This is a genomic window from Agromyces sp. NPDC055661 (genome assembly GCF_053618135.1).
Genome location: NZ_JBSHHC010000002.1, coordinates 1 through 15167, shown reverse-complemented (window position 1 = coordinate 15167; position 15167 = coordinate 1). Strand labels below are relative to the sequence as shown.

Sequence of the window (15167 nt, the reverse complement as noted above, 5' to 3'; positions counted from 1 at the left end):
GCCGGCTACGCCTTGCGCATGTAGGCGCGCACCGTGAGCGGCGCGAACACGACCACGACGGCCGCGGCGCCGAGCAGCGTGACCCAGATGTCGCCCGTCGCGTCGGTGCCCATCGTGAGCCCGCGCGCGGCGTTCACGAGGTGCGTCACCGGGTTGACCTGCACGAACCACTGCAGCCACTCGGGCATCGTCTTCTCGGGCACGTACGCGTTCGAGAGGAACGTGAGCGGGAACAGCACGAGGAACGAGATGCCCTGCACCGCCGACGCCGACCGCGCGATCACGCCGAGGAAGGCGAAGATCCAGCTCAGCGCCCACGCGCACACGATGACGAGGAGCGAGGCCGTGAGCACGCCGCCGAAGCCGCCCTCGGGCCGGTAGCCCATGAGATAGCCCGTCACGAACGTGATCGTCGTCGCGATCGCGTACCGCAGCGTGTCGGCGAGGAGCGCACCCGCGAGTGGCGAGATCCGCGCGATCGGCAGCGTGCGGAACCGGTCGAACACGCCCTTGTCCATGTCCTCGCGCAACTGGGTGCCGGTCACGACCGAGGTCGTGATGACCGTCTGCACCAGGATGCCCGGCAGGAAGAACGGCAGGTAGGCCATCGGGTCGCCCGAGATGGCGCCGCCGAAGATGTAGGTGAACATCACCGTGAAGATGATCGGCTGCAGCGTCACGTCGATGAGCTGCTCTGGACGCCGGTACATCCGGATCAGGCCGCGCCACGCCATGCTGAACGAGTTGGCGAGGGTCTGGCCGAGGCCGACCCGGTTGGGCAGGACGCGCTCGGCGCCCGGCACGATGGTCGCGGTGGTCATGCGCGGCTCCCTTCGAGTCGGCGGTCGGTGTCGGATGCCTCGGCGTCGGCGTCGTCCGCCTCGACCCCATGGCCCGTGAGGGTGAGGAACACCTCGTCGAGCGTCGGCTTCTGCACGCTGAGCTCGGTGAGGTGGATGCCCGCGTCGCGCAGCGTGAGGAGCAGGTCGGTCACCCGGTCGGGGTCCTGCATCGGCGCGGAGAGGTGCGCGCCCTCGGGCGAGGCGGTCGGGCGGGCCCCGAGCACGCGCTCGACCGCGAGGATCGCGTCCTCGACGTCGCGCGGGTCGTCGAGCCGGAGCTGCAGGCTCGAGCGCCCGACCGACGACTTCAGCTCGTCGGAGGTGCCCTCGGCGACGACGCGACCGCGGTCGATGACCGCGATCCGGTCGGCCAGCTGGTCGGCCTCGTCGAGGTACTGCGTCGTGAGCAGCACGGTCGAGCCCGTGGCGACGAGGCGGCGGATCGTGTCCCACATCTGCGCGCGAGTCCGCGGGTCCAGGCCCGTCGTCGGCTCGTCGAGGAAGATCAGCGGCGGTTGCGAGATGAGGCTCGCGGCGAGGTCGAGCCGGCGGCGCATGCCGCCCGAGAACTGCGCGAGCGGGCGCTTCGCCGCCTCGGTCAGCCCGAACTCCTCGAGCAGCTCGGCGGCCTTGCGCTTCGCGGCGGTGCGGCCGACGCCGAGCAGCCGCGCGAAGAGTACGAGGTTCTCGGTCGCGGTCATCGTCTCGTCGACCGAGGCGTACTGGCCCGTCACGCCGATGAGCTGACGGACGACCTGCGGCTCGCGGACGACGTCGTGCCCGAAGATCCGGGCGCTGCCGGCGTCAGGCCGGAGGAGCGTCGCGAGCATGGAGATGGTGGTGGTCTTGCCGGCGCCGTTCGGGCCGAGCACGCCGTAGACGGTGCCCGTCTCGACGCGCAGGTCGACGCCGTCGACGGCGCGGTTCGTGCCGAACGACTTCACGAGGCCGTCGACCTCGACGGCCCAGGCCGTCGCCGGCGCGGTGCCGGGTCGTGTGGTGGTGGTGTCCATGTCCTCGATGCTCCTCACTGCCGCTTGCATGCGGCTGTCACGGTGCTGTCGTGCGCTGTCGCGGGAGGTCGGGCGCGCCCGAGCGCACGGCTCCGCCGGGCCCGCCGCAGGCCGAGCCGGAATCAGCGCTCGCCGATCAGCGCTCGGCGCTCAGGCGCGCTCCCGCAACCGGGCGACGACCGCCGCTCGGTCGACGCCCGCGAAGGCGAACGCCCGCGGCACCGTGCCGAGCTCGGCCTGCAGGATGCCGGTGAGCAGGTCGGCCTCGCTCGTGCGCTGTCGATCCCGGCGGCCGAGCCGGCTCCCCCGCACGATCGCCTCCCGCGCCGACGTGCCCCACCCGGGACGCGTGCGCCTCGGGGTCGCGGCGAGTCGGCCCCGGTCGACGGAGCCGATCCCGGCGGTCGCGAGCGAACGCTCGCGTTCCACCGCGAGCATCGAGACGACTGCGGCACGGTCGAGCCCGAACTCGTCGAGCACGGGGCCGACCTGCTCGGGCTCGGACGCGATCGCGAGCAGCAGGTGCTCCGCCTCGACGGCGGGAGCGCCGGCGTCCGTCGCCTCCTCGACCGCCCGGACGATCGTGCGCCGCGCGACGTGCGCGAAGTCCTGCTCAGCCACGACGCCTCCTCAGGTCGATGCCGGCCCCGTCGAGCCGGCGGATGTGCTTCTTGTGGACGGCCTGCCGCGTCACGCCGAGCGCCTCGGCGATCTCGCTCCAGCTCCAGCCGTCGCGCAGGGCGCGCTCGACCGCGGCGTCCTCGAGCCGGTCGGCATGCTCCCGCAGCGCGACGACGGCGGCGAGTTCATCGGCGAGCCCGCCGATGGGCGGTGGTGAGATCGGGGCCATACAGGCAACCTAGGTTGCTTCCGCGCGTTTGTCAACCTCGGTTGCGTATCGCACCAGCAATCGTCGAGGACTGCTCATGTGAGCACGCAGCGCCCCACTTCGCGTGGTTCCGCGACGAACCGGCCCTCGGCGCACGATTCTTTCGATCCGACGACGGATGCGTGCGCGTGCTGCGACGTAGCCTTGAGGGGTGACAGCGTTCGTCTCAGCCCTCGATCTCTTCTCGATCGGGATCGGCCCCTCGAGTTCGCACACCGTCGGCCCGATGCGGGCGGCGCGAGCGTTCGCCGAGCGGCTCGCCGACGACGGCATCCTCCCCCGTGTGACGCGCATCACCTGCTCGCTCTACGGCTCGCTCGGCGCCACCGGGCTCGGCCACGGCACGCCCGACGCGGTCGTCGCGGGGCTCGCCGGCCTGAAGCCCGACGACTGCGACCCCGACGACGTGCGCGGCGCCTGGACGCGGCTCGGCGACGAGGGCGCCGAGGTGCGCGTGGCCGGTACGCACGCCATCACCATGACGCGCAACGACCTCAGCCTCGAACCGCGCACCCGCCTCCCCGGACACCCCAACGCGATGACGCTGCAGGCCTGGGGCGAGGACGACGCGCTCCCGCTCGCCGAGGAGACGTACTACTCGGTCGGCGGCGGCTTCATCCGCCGCGAGGGCGACGCGCCCGAGCAGTCCGAGGCACTGCGGCATCCGCTGCCCTACTCGAACGCGGCCGAGCTGCTCGACCTCTGCGACGAGCACGGCGTCTCGTTCTGCGACGTCGCGCGGCACAACGAGGTCGCCGTGCACGGCGCCGAGGGCATCGACGCCGGACTCGACGCGATCTGGGCCGCGATGGCCCAGTGCGTCGAGCACGGACTCGCCACCGAGGGCACGCTGCCCGGCGGACTCGGCGTGAAGCGGCGCGCGCCCGAGGTGCGCCGGCGCCTCGAGGAGTACGACCGCGACGAACATCTGCGCGACACCTCGACCGAGTGGCTGCACGCCTTCGCCCTCGCCGTGAACGAGGAGAACGCGTCCGGCGGCCGCGTCGTCACCGCGCCCACGAACGGCGCGGCGGGCATCATCCCGGCCGTCGGCCACTACTACCTGCGCTTCGTGCCGGGCGCGGATGCCGCGGGCATCCGCCGCTACCTGCTCACCGCCGCGGCGATCGCGAGCCTGGTGAAGAAGAACGCGTCGATCTCGGGCGCCGAGGGCGGATGCCAGGCCGAGGTCGGCTCCGCCTGCGCCATGGCCGCCGGGGCCCTGTGCGCCGTGCTCGGCGGCACGCCGCGCCAGATCGAGAACGCCGCCGAGATCGCGATGGAGCACCACCTCGGACTGACCTGCGATCCCGTCGCGGGCCTCGTGCAGGTCCCCTGCATCGAGCGCAACGCCATCGCGTCGTCGACCGCGGTGTCGGCGGCCCGGCTCGCGCTGCACGGCGACGGCACGCACCTCGTGTCGCTCGACACGGTGATCGAGACCATGCGCCAGACCGGCCTCGACATGATGACGAAGTACAAGGAGACGAGCGAGGGCGGCCTCGCGGTGAACGTCATCGAGTGCTGAACCCGAGACGCCGGCCCCGCCCGGCGTCCCGTCGGCACCGTCGCCCGGTGGTGTCCCCCGATCGGGACGGTCGCGCGCCGACGCGCGCGTCTGGCAACCTGTGCTGATGGACACCCCTGACGTCTCCGACCTCGTCACCAGCGCCGGCCTCATCGGCCTCGTCATCGGCCTGGTGGTCTACCTCGCGATCCTCGCCCTCATGCTCTGGATCGGCTACCTCATCATCAAGTCCGCCGTGCGGAACGGGCTGCGCGAGCACACGCTCTGGCTCGAGAGCCGGCGGGGGATGCTGCGCTGACGCGCCGCCGCGCCGCCGCGCCGGCGGGTTACGGCCTGTTGCGGCATCCGCCACGTCGTATCGACCGTCGGACTAGCGTGTCGGCATGCCGGCACTCGACCTCCCGTCCGACCTCGTCTCCACCGACTGGCTCGCCGCCCACCTGGGCGATCCGGGGCTCGTGGTCGTCGACGCGAGCGTGCTCGGCACCGAGACGGCGGCCGGCTTCCGTTGGCTGAGCGGCCTCGACGAGTACCTCATCGAGGGCCACATCCCGGGCGCGGTGTTCGGCGACCTGCTCGAGGAGCTCTCCGACCCCGACGGACCGTACTCCTTCACCCGACCCGAGCCGGCGCGACTCGAGCGGGCGGCCCGCGACCTCGGCATCGACGACGGCATGGCCGTCGTCGTCTACGACTCCTCGATCGGCCAGTGGGCCGCCCGGCTCTGGTGGCTCCTCGTCTCGGCGGGGGTGGAGCGGGTGGCACTGCTCGACGGCGGCCTCGCCCGCTGGCGCGCCGAGGGCCGCGACGTCGAGACCGGCTTCGAGGCGCCGCGCGAGGCCGGCGCGCTCAGGCTCACGCCGCGCGAGGGCTTCTGGGCCGACGGGCCCGAGGTGCAGCGCATCGTCGCCGGCGAGGCGGATGCCGCGCTCGTCTGCGCGCTGCCGCCGAGCGACTTCCGCGGCGAGACCGGGCGGCGCGCCCGTCGCGGCCACATCCCCGGCAGCGTCAACGTGCCCGTGGGCAGCGTCGTCGACCGCGAGACCCGCACGCTGCTGCAGGGCGCGGAGCTCGACGCGCGGCTCGCCGCGGCGACCGAGGGCGGCGCAGCGCGCGTCGTCGTGTACTGCGGCGCCGGCATCGCGGCGGCCGGCACCGGGTTCGCACTCCGACGCGCGGGGCATCCCGATGTCGCCATCTACGACGGGTCGCTCGACGAGTGGACGGCCGACCCCGCCGCGCCGCTCGTCATCCTCGCCTGAGCCGAGGCTCGCGCCGGCGGCGCGTCGTCCGTCGTGGACGGCGCGCCCTCAGCAGGCGCAGGTGATGCCCGCGGCGATCGCGTCGCCGGTCAGGAGCTCGCCGCGCGCACCGGACGCCGACGACGCGCCGAACCCGTCGGGCGCGACGTTCGTCAGCGCGTCGGCGGGCAGCTGCGCGGCCCCGTCGGCCGTGTCGAACGCGAACCCCTCGCGCACCCAGTACTCGAAGCCGCCGATCATCTCCTTCACCGGGTGGCCGAGCAGCGCGAACTCCAGTGCCGCACGCGTGGCGCCGTTGCAGGCGGGACCCCAGCAGTAGACGACCACGGGCGTGCCGGCCGGGACCAGCTCGGGAGCGAGCTCCTCGATCCGGCGCCGCGGCAGGTGCAGCGCGCCCGGCACGTGCCCCTGCGCCCACGACTCGTCGCTGCGGGTGTCGACGAGCACGAACCCGGGCTCGGGCTCCGCGAGGGCGGCCGCGACATCCGACACGTCGGCCTCGACCGCGAGGCGGCCGCGGAAGTGGGCGATCGCCTCGTCGCGCGTCGCGACGTGCTCGAACAGGGCGGATGCGGCGGGGGCGGTCGTCTCGGTCATGCGACCACCCTCGCACCGCCACGCGCCGCCCGGCCCGTCAATTCGCGCCGTCGTGCCGCGAGATCCGGCCAGCGTGCCGGAGCCGAGCCGGGCCGGCGGATCAGTCCTCGGGCGCGAAGAACGCCGTCACCGCCTCGGCGAGCGCGACGAGGTCGTCGACGTGCGCGAGCTCGCGGGCCGAGTGCATCGAGAGCAGCGGCGCGCCGACGTCCACCGTGCGGATCCCGAGCCGGGTCGCCGACAGCGGGCCGATCGTCGTGCCGCAGGGGACCTGGTTGTTCGACACGAACGGCTGCGTCGAGACGCCCGCCTGCCGGCACGCGCGCGCCCAGAGCGCCGAGCCCACGCCGTCGGTCGCGTACCGCTGGTTGGCGTTGAGCTTCAGCAGCGGTCCGCCGCCGAGCACCGGGCGGTTGCCGGGGTCATGGCGCTCGGGGTAGTTCGGGTGCACGGCGTGACCGGTGTCCGACGAGAGCAGCCACGAGTCGGCGAACCCGCGGCGGCGGTCGGTGGCGTCGGCGCCCAGGCCCGCGGCGATGCGCGTGAGCACGTCCTCGAGGAACGGCCCGCTCGCGCCCGAGCGCGACTCCGAGCCGATCTCCTCGTGGTCGAATGCGGCCAGCACGCTCACGTGCCCCGTGCTCGCGGGCGCGGCGAGCAGGGCCACGAGGCCCGCGTGCACGGAAGCGAGGTTGTCCATGCGGCCCGCGGCGAACAGCACGTCGTCGAGCCCGAACCGGGCGGGCACCGCGGTGTCGGCGACGAGCACGTCGTGCCCGACCACGTCGTCGGGATTGACGCCCGCGACGGCGGCGAGGTGCGCGACGACGTCCTGCCCGGCTCCGGCGCCCCAGATGGGCTGCATGTGCCGCTGCTTGTCGAGGGTGAGGGCCTTGTTCACCTCGCGGTCGAGGTGGATCGCGAGCTGCGGGATGCGCAGCAGCGGCCCCGTGCGCACGAGGTGCTCGACGCCGTCGGCCGTGACGAGCCGGCCGGCGAGCTCGAGCTCGCGGTCGAGCCACGAGTTGAGCAGCGGGCCGCCGTAGATCTCGACGCCCGCCTGAAGCAGGCCCTCCGCGCTCGTGGACATGCCCGGCTTGAGCTTGAAGCCTGGCGAGTCGGTGTGCGCGCCGAGGATCCGGAACGGGGTCGTCGGGCTCGCGGCATCCGGCTGCACCCAGGCGATGACCGCGCCGTCGCGCACCACTACGCGCTTGCCGGGCCTGGTCGGCCACTCCTCGCGCTCGTCGAGCCGCTCGAACCCGGCGGCCTCGAGTCGCGCGGCCACCGCAACGGCGGCGTGGTACGACGAGGGCGAGTCGACGATGAATTCGGCGAAGTCGGCGAGGTGGGCGTCACGGTCGAGGTCGGGCATCCTCCCATGATGCCGGATGCCGCGGGGCCGCTCGTCCGCCCGGACCTGTCCGTCCGGGGACTACGCGAACCGCACGACCGCCTGCAGCCGCGAGCGCACCTCCATGACCTCGGTGCCGCCGAGGTGCGCGGAGCCGGGGATGCCCTCGCGCACGGCGCTCGCCAGCCGCGAGCTGCGCACGAGCGCCACCGCGGCGCCGCGGATGCTGCCGCCGAGCGCGAGCGGCTCGGCCGCGTACTCATCGGGCACCACGATCACGAGCGCCGTCGGCTTCACTCGCGCCGCCCGGCCGATCGCCTTGGCGCGCGCCGCGAGGGCGCGGAAGGGCCGTTCGCCGGCGAGCGCCTCGCCCACGAGCTCGCCGCGCTTCAGTGCGACGGGTCCGCCCCAGTCCTCGGACTGGATCGCGAACAGGCCCGTGGGGCCGAGCACGAGGTGGTCGAGCTTCGGCGGGAATCCGGGGCCCGCGGCATCCGTCGCGACGTCGTGCCAGATCGTGTAGGCGATGCCCAGCGTCGAGAGCGACCGGGCGGTCGACTCCTCGACGAGGGCGTCGGCGAGGATGTGCCGGATCTCGCGGGGCGCACGGCTCACGAGCGTCGGATCGTAGGGATCGGGCACCTCGACGCCGCGGCCGACCCACTCCCGGATGCGGTCGAGGTAGCGCTCGCGGGTGAGACCGCCCGGGTGCCCGTACGAGCGCGCGAGCGGGCGCGAGTCGCGCGGCCGCTTCGGCGCGGCCGGCGCCCACGCCTCGCGGGTCGAGGCGCTCGGACCGCCCGATCCGTTCCTCACGCCGCGGTCGAACGCCGCCCGGGCCTCGGGCGTGCCGATGAGCACCCATGCGTGCTGCACGGCGTGGAAGCGCGTGGCGTCGCCGCCCGTGTCGGGGTGGGCGGTGCGCAGGGCCCGGCGGTACGCGAGGCGCAGCGCGGCGGCATCCGCGTCGGCGGACACGCCGAGCACCTCGTACGGGGACTCGGAGAGGGGGCTTTCGGCCATGGGCTCGCTTTCGGACGTGCGAACCGAGGATACCGCCGACGGCTCGGGGAACGCCGTGACCCGGCGGCCCGGCCGCGGTGGGCGCCGCCGATAGACTCCGGACAGGCCCGGTCCGGGCCGCGGGGGGAGGCACCGCCATGCTCGACGTCAACTACTGGGCCGTCGCCCTGGCGACGCTCTCGACCATGGTCGTCGGGTCGGTCTGGTACACGCCCAAGGTCTTCGGCAACTACTGGATGCGCGTCGCGAAGGTCGATCCGGGCGACCGGAACGCCGCCATCCCGATCCTCACGACGCTCGTCGTGAGCTTCATCAGCGCGTGGGTGCTCGCGATCGCGACGCAGGTGGCGTGGACGGCGCTCGGTGGAAGCTACCTGGGCATCGCCCTGCTGACCGGCGTGCTGCTCTGGGCCGGCTTCACCGCCGCGCGCTTCATCACGCACGACGCGTTCGAAGGTCGTCCCGCGGGGCTCACGATCCTCAACATCGCGCACGAGCTCGTCACGGTCGTGATCATGGCGCTCATCATCGGGGTCTGGCCGCCGGCCGGCACGGTCTGAGCGGATGCCGCGGGCCGGCCCTCACTCGGTCGGCAGCAGCAGCATCCCATCGTCGACCAGCGCCCGCACCGCGGGCAGCAGGTCGGCGCCGAGGGCGTCGGCGTCCACCTCGAGGAGGTCGGCGATCGCCGCGACGATGACGGACACGGGCAGCTCGCCGTCGCACGCGCCGACGAGCGCCGCGAGCCCGGTGTCGAGGCTCAGCACACGCCCGAACCCGCCGCCCTGCCGCAGCAGCATGGCCGTGGGATGCTCGTCGCCGGGCCAGTGGTGGCGCTCCTCCGTGACGTCTCCTGCGACGGTGAGCCGGAGCGCGGCGAGCGCCCCGTCGTCGAGCCGCGCCTGCCGATCGTGCGCGTCGAGGCACGCGGCGAGGTGTGCGCCGAGGCCGCCGGCGTCCCCGCCCGAGCCGAGCGGCCCGTGCAGCCGCTCCACGCGCGCGAGTCGGGGCGCCGTCTCCTCGGCCGGACGGCGCAGCAGCACGTAGCCGAAGCCGACCTCGCGCACGCCGCGACGCTCGAAGTCGTCGAGCCAGGCGTCGTAGAGCCGATCGAAGGAGGCGGTCCCGGGGCGCGTGCCGCCATCGCGGATCCAGGTCTCCGCGTACTCGGCGGCGCGCTGCACCTCGCGCTCGACGATCCAGTGCTCGAGGTGGCCCGTCCAGCCGCGCACGCGATCGAGGCCGTCCTCGTCGTCGCGCACCTCCCAGTTGCCGAGCAGCTGGGCGATGCCGCCGTGCTCGAGGTGCTCCGCCGCACCGCGCATCACGGCCTCGACGATGCCGTCGCCGACCATGCCGCCGTCGCGGTACTCGTACTCGGGCACGCCCGGCACGCGCGGCGTGATCACGAACGGCGGGTTCGACACGATGCGATCGAACCGCTCCCCCGCGACGGGCTCGAAGAGGCTCCCGAGGCGGAACTCCACGCCCTCGATCCCGTTCAGCGCCACGTTCAGCTGCGCGAGGTGCAGCGCCCGCTCGGAGATGTCGGTCGCGACCACGCGGTCGGCGAACCGGCTCGCGTGCATGGCCTGGATGCCGCAGCCCGTGCCGAGGTCGAGCACCGTGCGCGCGGGCGTGGGGAGCATGAGGCCCGACAGCGTCATCGACGCGCCGCCCACGCCGAGCACGTGCTGCTCGCCGAGCTCGTGGCCGAGGGCGACCTCGCCGAGATCCGAGAGGATCCACCAGTGCCCGTCGCCGAGCGCGTCCACGAACGCGTACGGCCGCAGGTCGAGCAGGGCGCGAACGGATGCCCCGTCGCCGGTCGTCTCGGCTCGGGCCGACGCCGCGGCATCCCGTGCGAGCAGCCCGAGCTCGACGGCCCCGTCGACGTCGAGCGTCGGCAGGGCGTGCGCCGCCTCGGGCTCGGGCACGGGGAGGCCGAGCACGAACAGCTCCGCGAGCGACGCCAGGTCGGCGGCGTGGTCGTGACCGGCTCGGCGGGCGTCGAGCACGCGTCGCGCCGGGACGCGTTCGCCGCGATGCAGGGCGGACGCGGCATCCGCGCCCCAGAGGTCGTCGAGCGCCTCGACGGTGAAGCCGGCCGAGCGCAGGTCGTCGCGGAGCCGGCGCACCAGGTCGATCGTGCGCTCGTCGATGGGGGCCGTGCCGGAGGTCACCGGACCATTCAATCGCACCGGCGAGCCGGGCCGAGCTCCGCGGCGACGGTCAGCGCAGGACGAGGTCGCCCACGAGCGGGAAGGGACCGTAGCCGTCGTCGATCGTGAGGTGGCCGCCGTCCACGACCTCGACGTACTCGGCGTCGAGCGGGATCGCGTACGCGCGCTCGGCGCCCTCGGGACAGAACGGGTCCTCGGTGCCGGCGACGATCGTCACGCGCTCCCACGCCGTCGCCGTGAGTGCGTCCCGCGTCGCACCATCGAGAGTGGGCTCGAACGCCGCGATCTCGGGAATGCCGCGGACGATGTCGGGCGCGGGAGGTGCGACGAGCACGACCCGTCGGGCGAGCGGCGCGCCCTCGCCGCGCTCGGCTCGCCGCGCCGCGTGCGCGAGCCAGAGCAGGCATCCGAGGCTGTGCGCGACCACCGTGAGCTCGTCGGGGACCGTGCCGTCGAGCTCGGCGTCGAGCGCGCGGAGCCAGTCGTCGAGCACGGGCTCGTCGGGCTCGGGGAGCTGCGGGTAGCGGACGATCGCCCCGCTCGCCCCGAGCTCGCCGGCCAGCCACCGCTGCCAGTGCCCGTCGGGGCGGCGGTTCTGCCACCCGTGCAGGATCAGCACCTCTGCGACCACGCGCACTCCTCTCACGGACTTCCCCGGCCGGATCATTCAAGCAGGCGTCGGCCGCGGAGGCCGCGTCGGCGTCATCTCGTCGTCATCTGGCGTACACGTGCCTTCATGCGCTGTAACCCCGACGTCACACGGGCCACGTAGCGTTGCAGGGGTCGACGTGGCGTTGGCTACGATCGAGGAAGCGAGGGGAGGTCGCGCATGAGTGACGCATCGACGCTGGAGCGCCTGAGACAGGACGCCCGCGACGAGCTGTCGGCGCTCATCGAGTTGCGGTGCCGGCTCGGCGAGGACCCGTGGGTGTTCCTGCCCGACCTCCCGTCGGTCGACGAGCAGGTCGTCGCCACGCTCCGCGAGGAGCGGCTGCACTCCGAGCGCTGGAGCCCGGCACGCGCCCGGGCGTACCACCCGGCCGCGCGCGACGGCGACGCGGCCCGATTCGAGTTCGAACTGCTGCGCGACATCGCGCTCGACCACCCCGAGCTCAGCTCGGCCGTGTGGTCGGTGCTCGACCGCGTGCCCTCGGCCTGGTGAGTTTCCACCCCACCGGTGACACCCGCCTGCCGTCGACCCCGCCGGTCAGGCCGGTGAAACGCCCTCGGCGAGCTTCGCCCGCCGCTGCACGCGCATCCAGGTGATGAACCCGAACAGCGTGAACGCGCCGTAGAACACGTACAGGAACGCCGAGGCGTAGTAGCCCGCGCTGACCAGCAGCGGCACGCCGACGATGTCGACGGCGATCCAGATGAGCCAGAACTCCGTCCAGCCCTTGGCCATGCCCCAGGTCGCGAGCAGCGAGCCCATGAAGATCCAGGCGTCGGCCCAGACCGGCTCGAACGAGCCGAGCGCGCGGAAGATCGGCGTGAGGATGAGCGTGCCGCCCACCAGCGTGATGGCCAGGATGATGCGGTTGCGCGCGCCGGCCCACTTCGGGTCGACCGCCGACTCGCTCACCTGCCGGTGCCGCGCCCACTGCACCCAGCCGTAGATCGACACGACGATGAACATCACCTGCCGCGCCGCCTGGCCGAGCAGGTTCACCGGGTTCGGCGTGTGGAACACCGCACCGAGGAACACGGTGAACAGCAGCGCGTTGCCGATGATGCCGACCGGCCACGCCCACACCTTCCGGCGCAGCCCGCCGAGCGCGCTGGCGAGGCCGAAGAGGTTGCCGATGATCTCGCGCCACAGGATCACCTGGCCGCCGATCACGAGCTGCGCGTCGAAGAGCCACTCGAGGACGTTCATGCGGCACCGACCCGGCTGCGCGCGCGGAGTCGGGTGGCGGCCCATGCGATGGCGCGCCATCCGAGCAGCAGCACCGCGAGCGTGAGCGTGGCCACCACGATGAACGCGACGGCCGTGCCCTGGCCGGTCACGAGCCGCAGCAGCATGCCGACCACGAGCGTGGCCACCCAGACGATGAGCCCGGTCGGCCAGACGGCGAGCGGATGCCGCCACGCCCGCGCCGCGATCCAGCCCACGCCGAGGCCCGCCAGGAACGGCCAGGCCGTGGCCCAGACGCCCGCGACATCGAGGCCCTCGGCGTGGCTCGACCGGCCCACGACGGCGAAGACGACCACGAGCACGGCGTCGACGACGAGGGCGACGACCACGGAGGCCGTGCCGACTGCTGCGCGATCGCTCATGCGACCATCGTACGGATGACTCGGGGCCGCCCGGATCCCTCGCGAACCGTGCCGAGCGGCTTCATCGGGTCACTCCAGCTCGACGAGCTCCTCGAGCGCGCCCGGTTCGTGCACGGGCAACGCGCAGACGAACGACCGGCACCGGTACGCCGTCGCATCGTCGTCCTGCGCGGTACGGCCCTCGAACAGCTCGAAGCCCGCCGCGGCGAACGCACGGGCCTGCGAGTCGGTGACGATCGCCGCCACGGATGCCGCGTGCCGCCGCGTCGCGGCACGGAGCAGTGCGCCCGCCCCCTCCTCCACTGCATCGTCGTCGGGCACGACCGTGACGAGCTGCACGAGCGGCGCGGCGAGCCGGGCCATGACCGCCAGCGCACCGCCGAACGCGATCGGACGTCGCACGGCCATGCCCGCGACGGAACGCATCGCCTGCTCGGCGAGATCGAGGTACTGATCGCCAGCGCCGAGCGCGTAGAGCCGCCAGGCGGCGTCCGCGCACGCCGTGATGCCCGACGGCGTGGCGCCCTCGGCGGGGTCGCTCGGCAGCGCCAGGCCGTACGCCGCGAGCACCGGATCCGCGCCCGACGGCGCGGCGAAGGGCACCCTCGGGCCGTGCATGCCGTCGGCGGCATGGAGGGCTGCTGCGGCATCCGCTGCCCGGTCGATGAGACGACGAGCGGCCTCGGCGTAGCGGACCTCGCCCGTCGCAGCGGCGAGCTCGAGCAGGCCGCCGGCCAGCATGCCGGTGTCCTCGAGCGTCGCGACGGCGTCGGATGCCACGTCGTCAAGCGACGACCGCACGAGGGTTCCGTCCACGCGCACGTGACGGTCGAGCAGGTGGTCCGCCGCGCGACGGGCCGCGGCGATCGCCACGGCGTCATCGAAGACGAACCCAGCGCGTGCCAGCGCGCCGATCGCGAGGCCGTTCCAGCCGGTGAGCACCTTCTCGTCGAGTGCCGGCGGCTCGAGCCCGGCCCGGCCCGTCGCATCGCGCCGGTAGTAGCCGCCCTCGTCGCGCCGCCCGTCGATCCAGCTCTCGGAGTCCTGCGCGCTCGCGAAGCCGCCGCCGACCAGCTGCATCCGCTCGGTCAGGAACCCGACGACGCCGCTCGCCAACAGGTGCGCGAATGCGGCCGCACCGTCACCGCGACCGAGGTCCGCGGCGACGCCGAGCAGCAGCGCGTTGTCGGTGAGCATCCGCTCGTAGTGCGGGTCGCTCCAGTCGGCGCGGGTCGCGTAGCGGAAGAACCCGCCCTCGACCGGATCCCGCAGCGGCGACGCGCCCATGAGCTTCAGGGATCGCTCCGCGAGGCGCCGACCCTCAGGCCCGGCCTGGCTGAGGAACCCGAGCACCGGGGCGACGGGGAACTTCGGCGCGGTGCCGAACCCGCCGTGCAGCCGGTCCTCGTCCTCCGCGAGCAAGGCCACCGCGCCGTCGAGTTCGGCGGGCCCTGGCAGCTCGCCCGCGGTCGAGGCGACGGATGCCGCGGCCAGCGCCTCGGCGACCGCTCCGGCGGTCTCGTGCAACTCGCCGCGTCGATCACGCCAGGCCTCATCGACCGCGCCGAGCACCTCGGCGAACGACGGGACGCCCCGCACCGATCGCGGAGGGAAGTACGTGCCCGCGTAGAACGTGCGACCCTCGGGCGTCGCGAACACCGTGAGCGGCCAGCCCAGCTCGCGCGTGAAGGCGGATGCCGCGGCGAGGTAGCTCGCATCGACGTCGGGATGCTCCTCGCGGTCGACCTTGATCGCGACGAAGCGCGAGTTGAGCAGCTCAGCGATCGCGGGATCGCTGAAACTCTCGCGGGCCATGACGTGGCACCAGTGGCACGTCGCGTACCCGATCGAGACGAGCACGGGCACGTCGCGCTCGCGTGCGGCGGCGAACGCCTCGTCACCCCACGGATACCAGTCGACGGGGTTGTCGGCATGGGCCCGGAGGTAGGGACTCAGCGACGCCCCCAAGCGATTCCCCATCCCCCCAGCCTAGGCCGGTGCGGACTGGTGGAACCGAGAGGGCTTAAACCAAGAAGAGCCACCCAGCGATGGGTGGCTCTTCTCGAAAGAATGTCCGGCGGTGTCCTACTCTCCCACAGGGTCACCCCTGCAGTACCATCGGCGCTGCGAGTCTTAGCTTCCGGGTTCGGAATGTGTCCGGGCGTTTCCCTCGCGCTATGGCCGCCGAAACTCTGGTAC

17 protein-coding genes and 1 rRNA gene are annotated in these 15167 nt (G+C 73.4%); 5 read left to right on the top strand and 13 right to left on the bottom strand.

What is annotated here, in order from left to right; translation table 11 throughout:
* Positions 1–5: 5 nt before the first annotated feature.
* The 4 genes from ACWGO8_RS13585 to ACWGO8_RS13570 all read right to left on the bottom strand — a co-directional run bounded on the left by ACWGO8_RS13585 (position 6) and on the right by ACWGO8_RS13570 (position 2705).
* Complete coding sequence (locus tag ACWGO8_RS13585) at positions 6–821, bottom strand: ABC transporter permease (RefSeq protein ID WP_452043582.1); 816 nt, start codon at positions 819–821, stop codon at positions 6–8.
* A complete protein-coding gene (locus ACWGO8_RS13580) occupies positions 818–1855 on the bottom strand; it encodes an ATP-binding cassette domain-containing protein (protein ID WP_452043581.1) in 1038 nt (345 codons plus the stop codon). Before ACWGO8_RS13580 ends, ACWGO8_RS13585 begins: the two co-directional genes overlap by 4 nt.
* A gap of 150 nt (positions 1856–2005) precedes the next feature.
* Positions 2006–2476: a Clp protease N-terminal domain-containing protein gene (locus tag ACWGO8_RS13575; RefSeq protein WP_452043580.1), complete on the bottom strand. Its 471-nt coding sequence runs from the start codon at positions 2474–2476 to the stop codon at positions 2006–2008.
* Positions 2469–2705 carry a helix-turn-helix domain-containing protein gene (locus tag ACWGO8_RS13570; protein ID WP_376957588.1) on the bottom strand — a complete coding sequence of 79 codons (237 nt, stop codon included), beginning with the start codon at positions 2703–2705 and terminating at the stop codon, positions 2469–2471. Before ACWGO8_RS13570 ends, ACWGO8_RS13575 begins: the two co-directional genes overlap by 8 nt.
* Before the next feature lie 190 nt (positions 2706–2895).
* On the opposite strand from ACWGO8_RS13570, the gene ACWGO8_RS13565 reads away from it, so the two are divergent.
* From ACWGO8_RS13565 to ACWGO8_RS13555, 3 genes are all read left to right on the top strand, one after another.
* The gene (locus ACWGO8_RS13565) at positions 2896–4272 is read left to right on the top strand and encodes an L-serine ammonia-lyase (protein ID WP_452043579.1); all 1377 of its coding nucleotides are present in this window, start codon (positions 2896–2898) and stop codon (positions 4270–4272) included.
* 106 nt (positions 4273–4378) lie between these two features.
* Entirely contained in the window at positions 4379–4570 is a 192-nt protein-coding gene (locus tag ACWGO8_RS13560; RefSeq protein ID WP_376957584.1) for a hypothetical protein, read from the top strand.
* A gap of 85 nt (positions 4571–4655) precedes the next feature.
* Positions 4656–5534 (top strand): sulfurtransferase, encoded by an 879-nt coding sequence (locus ACWGO8_RS13555; protein WP_452043578.1) that lies wholly within the window; start codon positions 4656–4658, stop codon positions 5532–5534.
* A 48-nt stretch (positions 5535–5582) separates the two neighbouring features.
* Here ACWGO8_RS13555 and ACWGO8_RS13550 read toward each other — a convergent pair whose 3' ends face one another.
* From ACWGO8_RS13550 to ACWGO8_RS13540, 3 genes are all read right to left on the bottom strand, one after another.
* Positions 5583–6131, bottom strand: coding sequence for a rhodanese-like domain-containing protein (locus ACWGO8_RS13550; protein WP_452043577.1), 549 nt, complete (start codon positions 6129–6131; stop codon positions 5583–5585).
* A 100-nt stretch (positions 6132–6231) separates the two neighbouring features.
* The gene (locus ACWGO8_RS13545) at positions 6232–7506 is read right to left on the bottom strand and encodes a M18 family aminopeptidase (protein WP_452043576.1); all 1275 of its coding nucleotides are present in this window, start codon (positions 7504–7506) and stop codon (positions 6232–6234) included.
* A 60-nt stretch (positions 7507–7566) separates the two neighbouring features.
* On the bottom strand, positions 7567–8508 hold the full coding sequence (locus tag ACWGO8_RS13540; protein WP_452043575.1) for a DnaJ domain-containing protein: 942 nt from the start codon (positions 8506–8508) through the stop codon (positions 7567–7569).
* A 137-nt stretch (positions 8509–8645) separates the two neighbouring features.
* Between ACWGO8_RS13540 and ACWGO8_RS13535 the strand changes: the two genes are divergently transcribed.
* Positions 8646–9068 carry a DUF1761 domain-containing protein gene (locus ACWGO8_RS13535; RefSeq protein WP_452043574.1) on the top strand — a complete coding sequence of 141 codons (423 nt, stop codon included), beginning with the start codon at positions 8646–8648 and terminating at the stop codon, positions 9066–9068.
* Positions 9069–9089: 21 nt separating this feature from the next.
* Here the strand turns inward: ACWGO8_RS13535 and ACWGO8_RS13530 are convergent, their stop codons facing one another.
* Both ACWGO8_RS13530 and ACWGO8_RS13525 read right to left on the bottom strand, forming a co-directional pair.
* Entirely contained in the window at positions 9090–10691 is a 1602-nt protein-coding gene (locus tag ACWGO8_RS13530; RefSeq protein ID WP_452043573.1) for a DUF7059 domain-containing protein, read from the bottom strand.
* A 49-nt stretch (positions 10692–10740) separates the two neighbouring features.
* The gene (locus ACWGO8_RS13525; RefSeq protein WP_452043572.1) at positions 10741–11322 is read right to left on the bottom strand and encodes an RBBP9/YdeN family alpha/beta hydrolase; all 582 of its coding nucleotides are present in this window, start codon (positions 11320–11322) and stop codon (positions 10741–10743) included.
* Between the two features lie 198 nt (positions 11323–11520).
* Between ACWGO8_RS13525 and ACWGO8_RS13520 the strand changes: the two genes are divergently transcribed.
* Positions 11521–11853, top strand: coding sequence for a hypothetical protein (locus ACWGO8_RS13520; protein WP_452043571.1), 333 nt, complete (start codon positions 11521–11523; stop codon positions 11851–11853).
* 45 nt (positions 11854–11898) lie between these two features.
* On the opposite strand, the gene pnuC is transcribed toward ACWGO8_RS13520, so the two are convergent.
* The 4 genes from pnuC to rrf form a co-directional block, all read right to left on the bottom strand.
* The gene (gene pnuC, locus ACWGO8_RS13515) at positions 11899–12567 is read right to left on the bottom strand and encodes a nicotinamide riboside transporter PnuC (RefSeq protein ID WP_452043570.1); all 669 of its coding nucleotides are present in this window, start codon (positions 12565–12567) and stop codon (positions 11899–11901) included.
* Positions 12564–12968 carry a DUF3054 domain-containing protein gene (locus ACWGO8_RS13510; protein WP_452043569.1) on the bottom strand — a complete coding sequence of 135 codons (405 nt, stop codon included), beginning with the start codon at positions 12966–12968 and terminating at the stop codon, positions 12564–12566. Before ACWGO8_RS13510 ends, pnuC begins: the two co-directional genes overlap by 4 nt.
* Positions 12969–13037: 69 nt before the next feature.
* Entirely contained in the window at positions 13038–14948 is a 1911-nt protein-coding gene (locus ACWGO8_RS13505) for a thioredoxin domain-containing protein (protein WP_452043568.1), read from the bottom strand.
* Positions 14949–15040: 92 nt separating this feature from the next.
* Positions 15041–15157 (bottom strand): 5S ribosomal RNA (rrf, locus tag ACWGO8_RS13500).
* Positions 15158–15167: the final 10 nt, after the last annotated feature.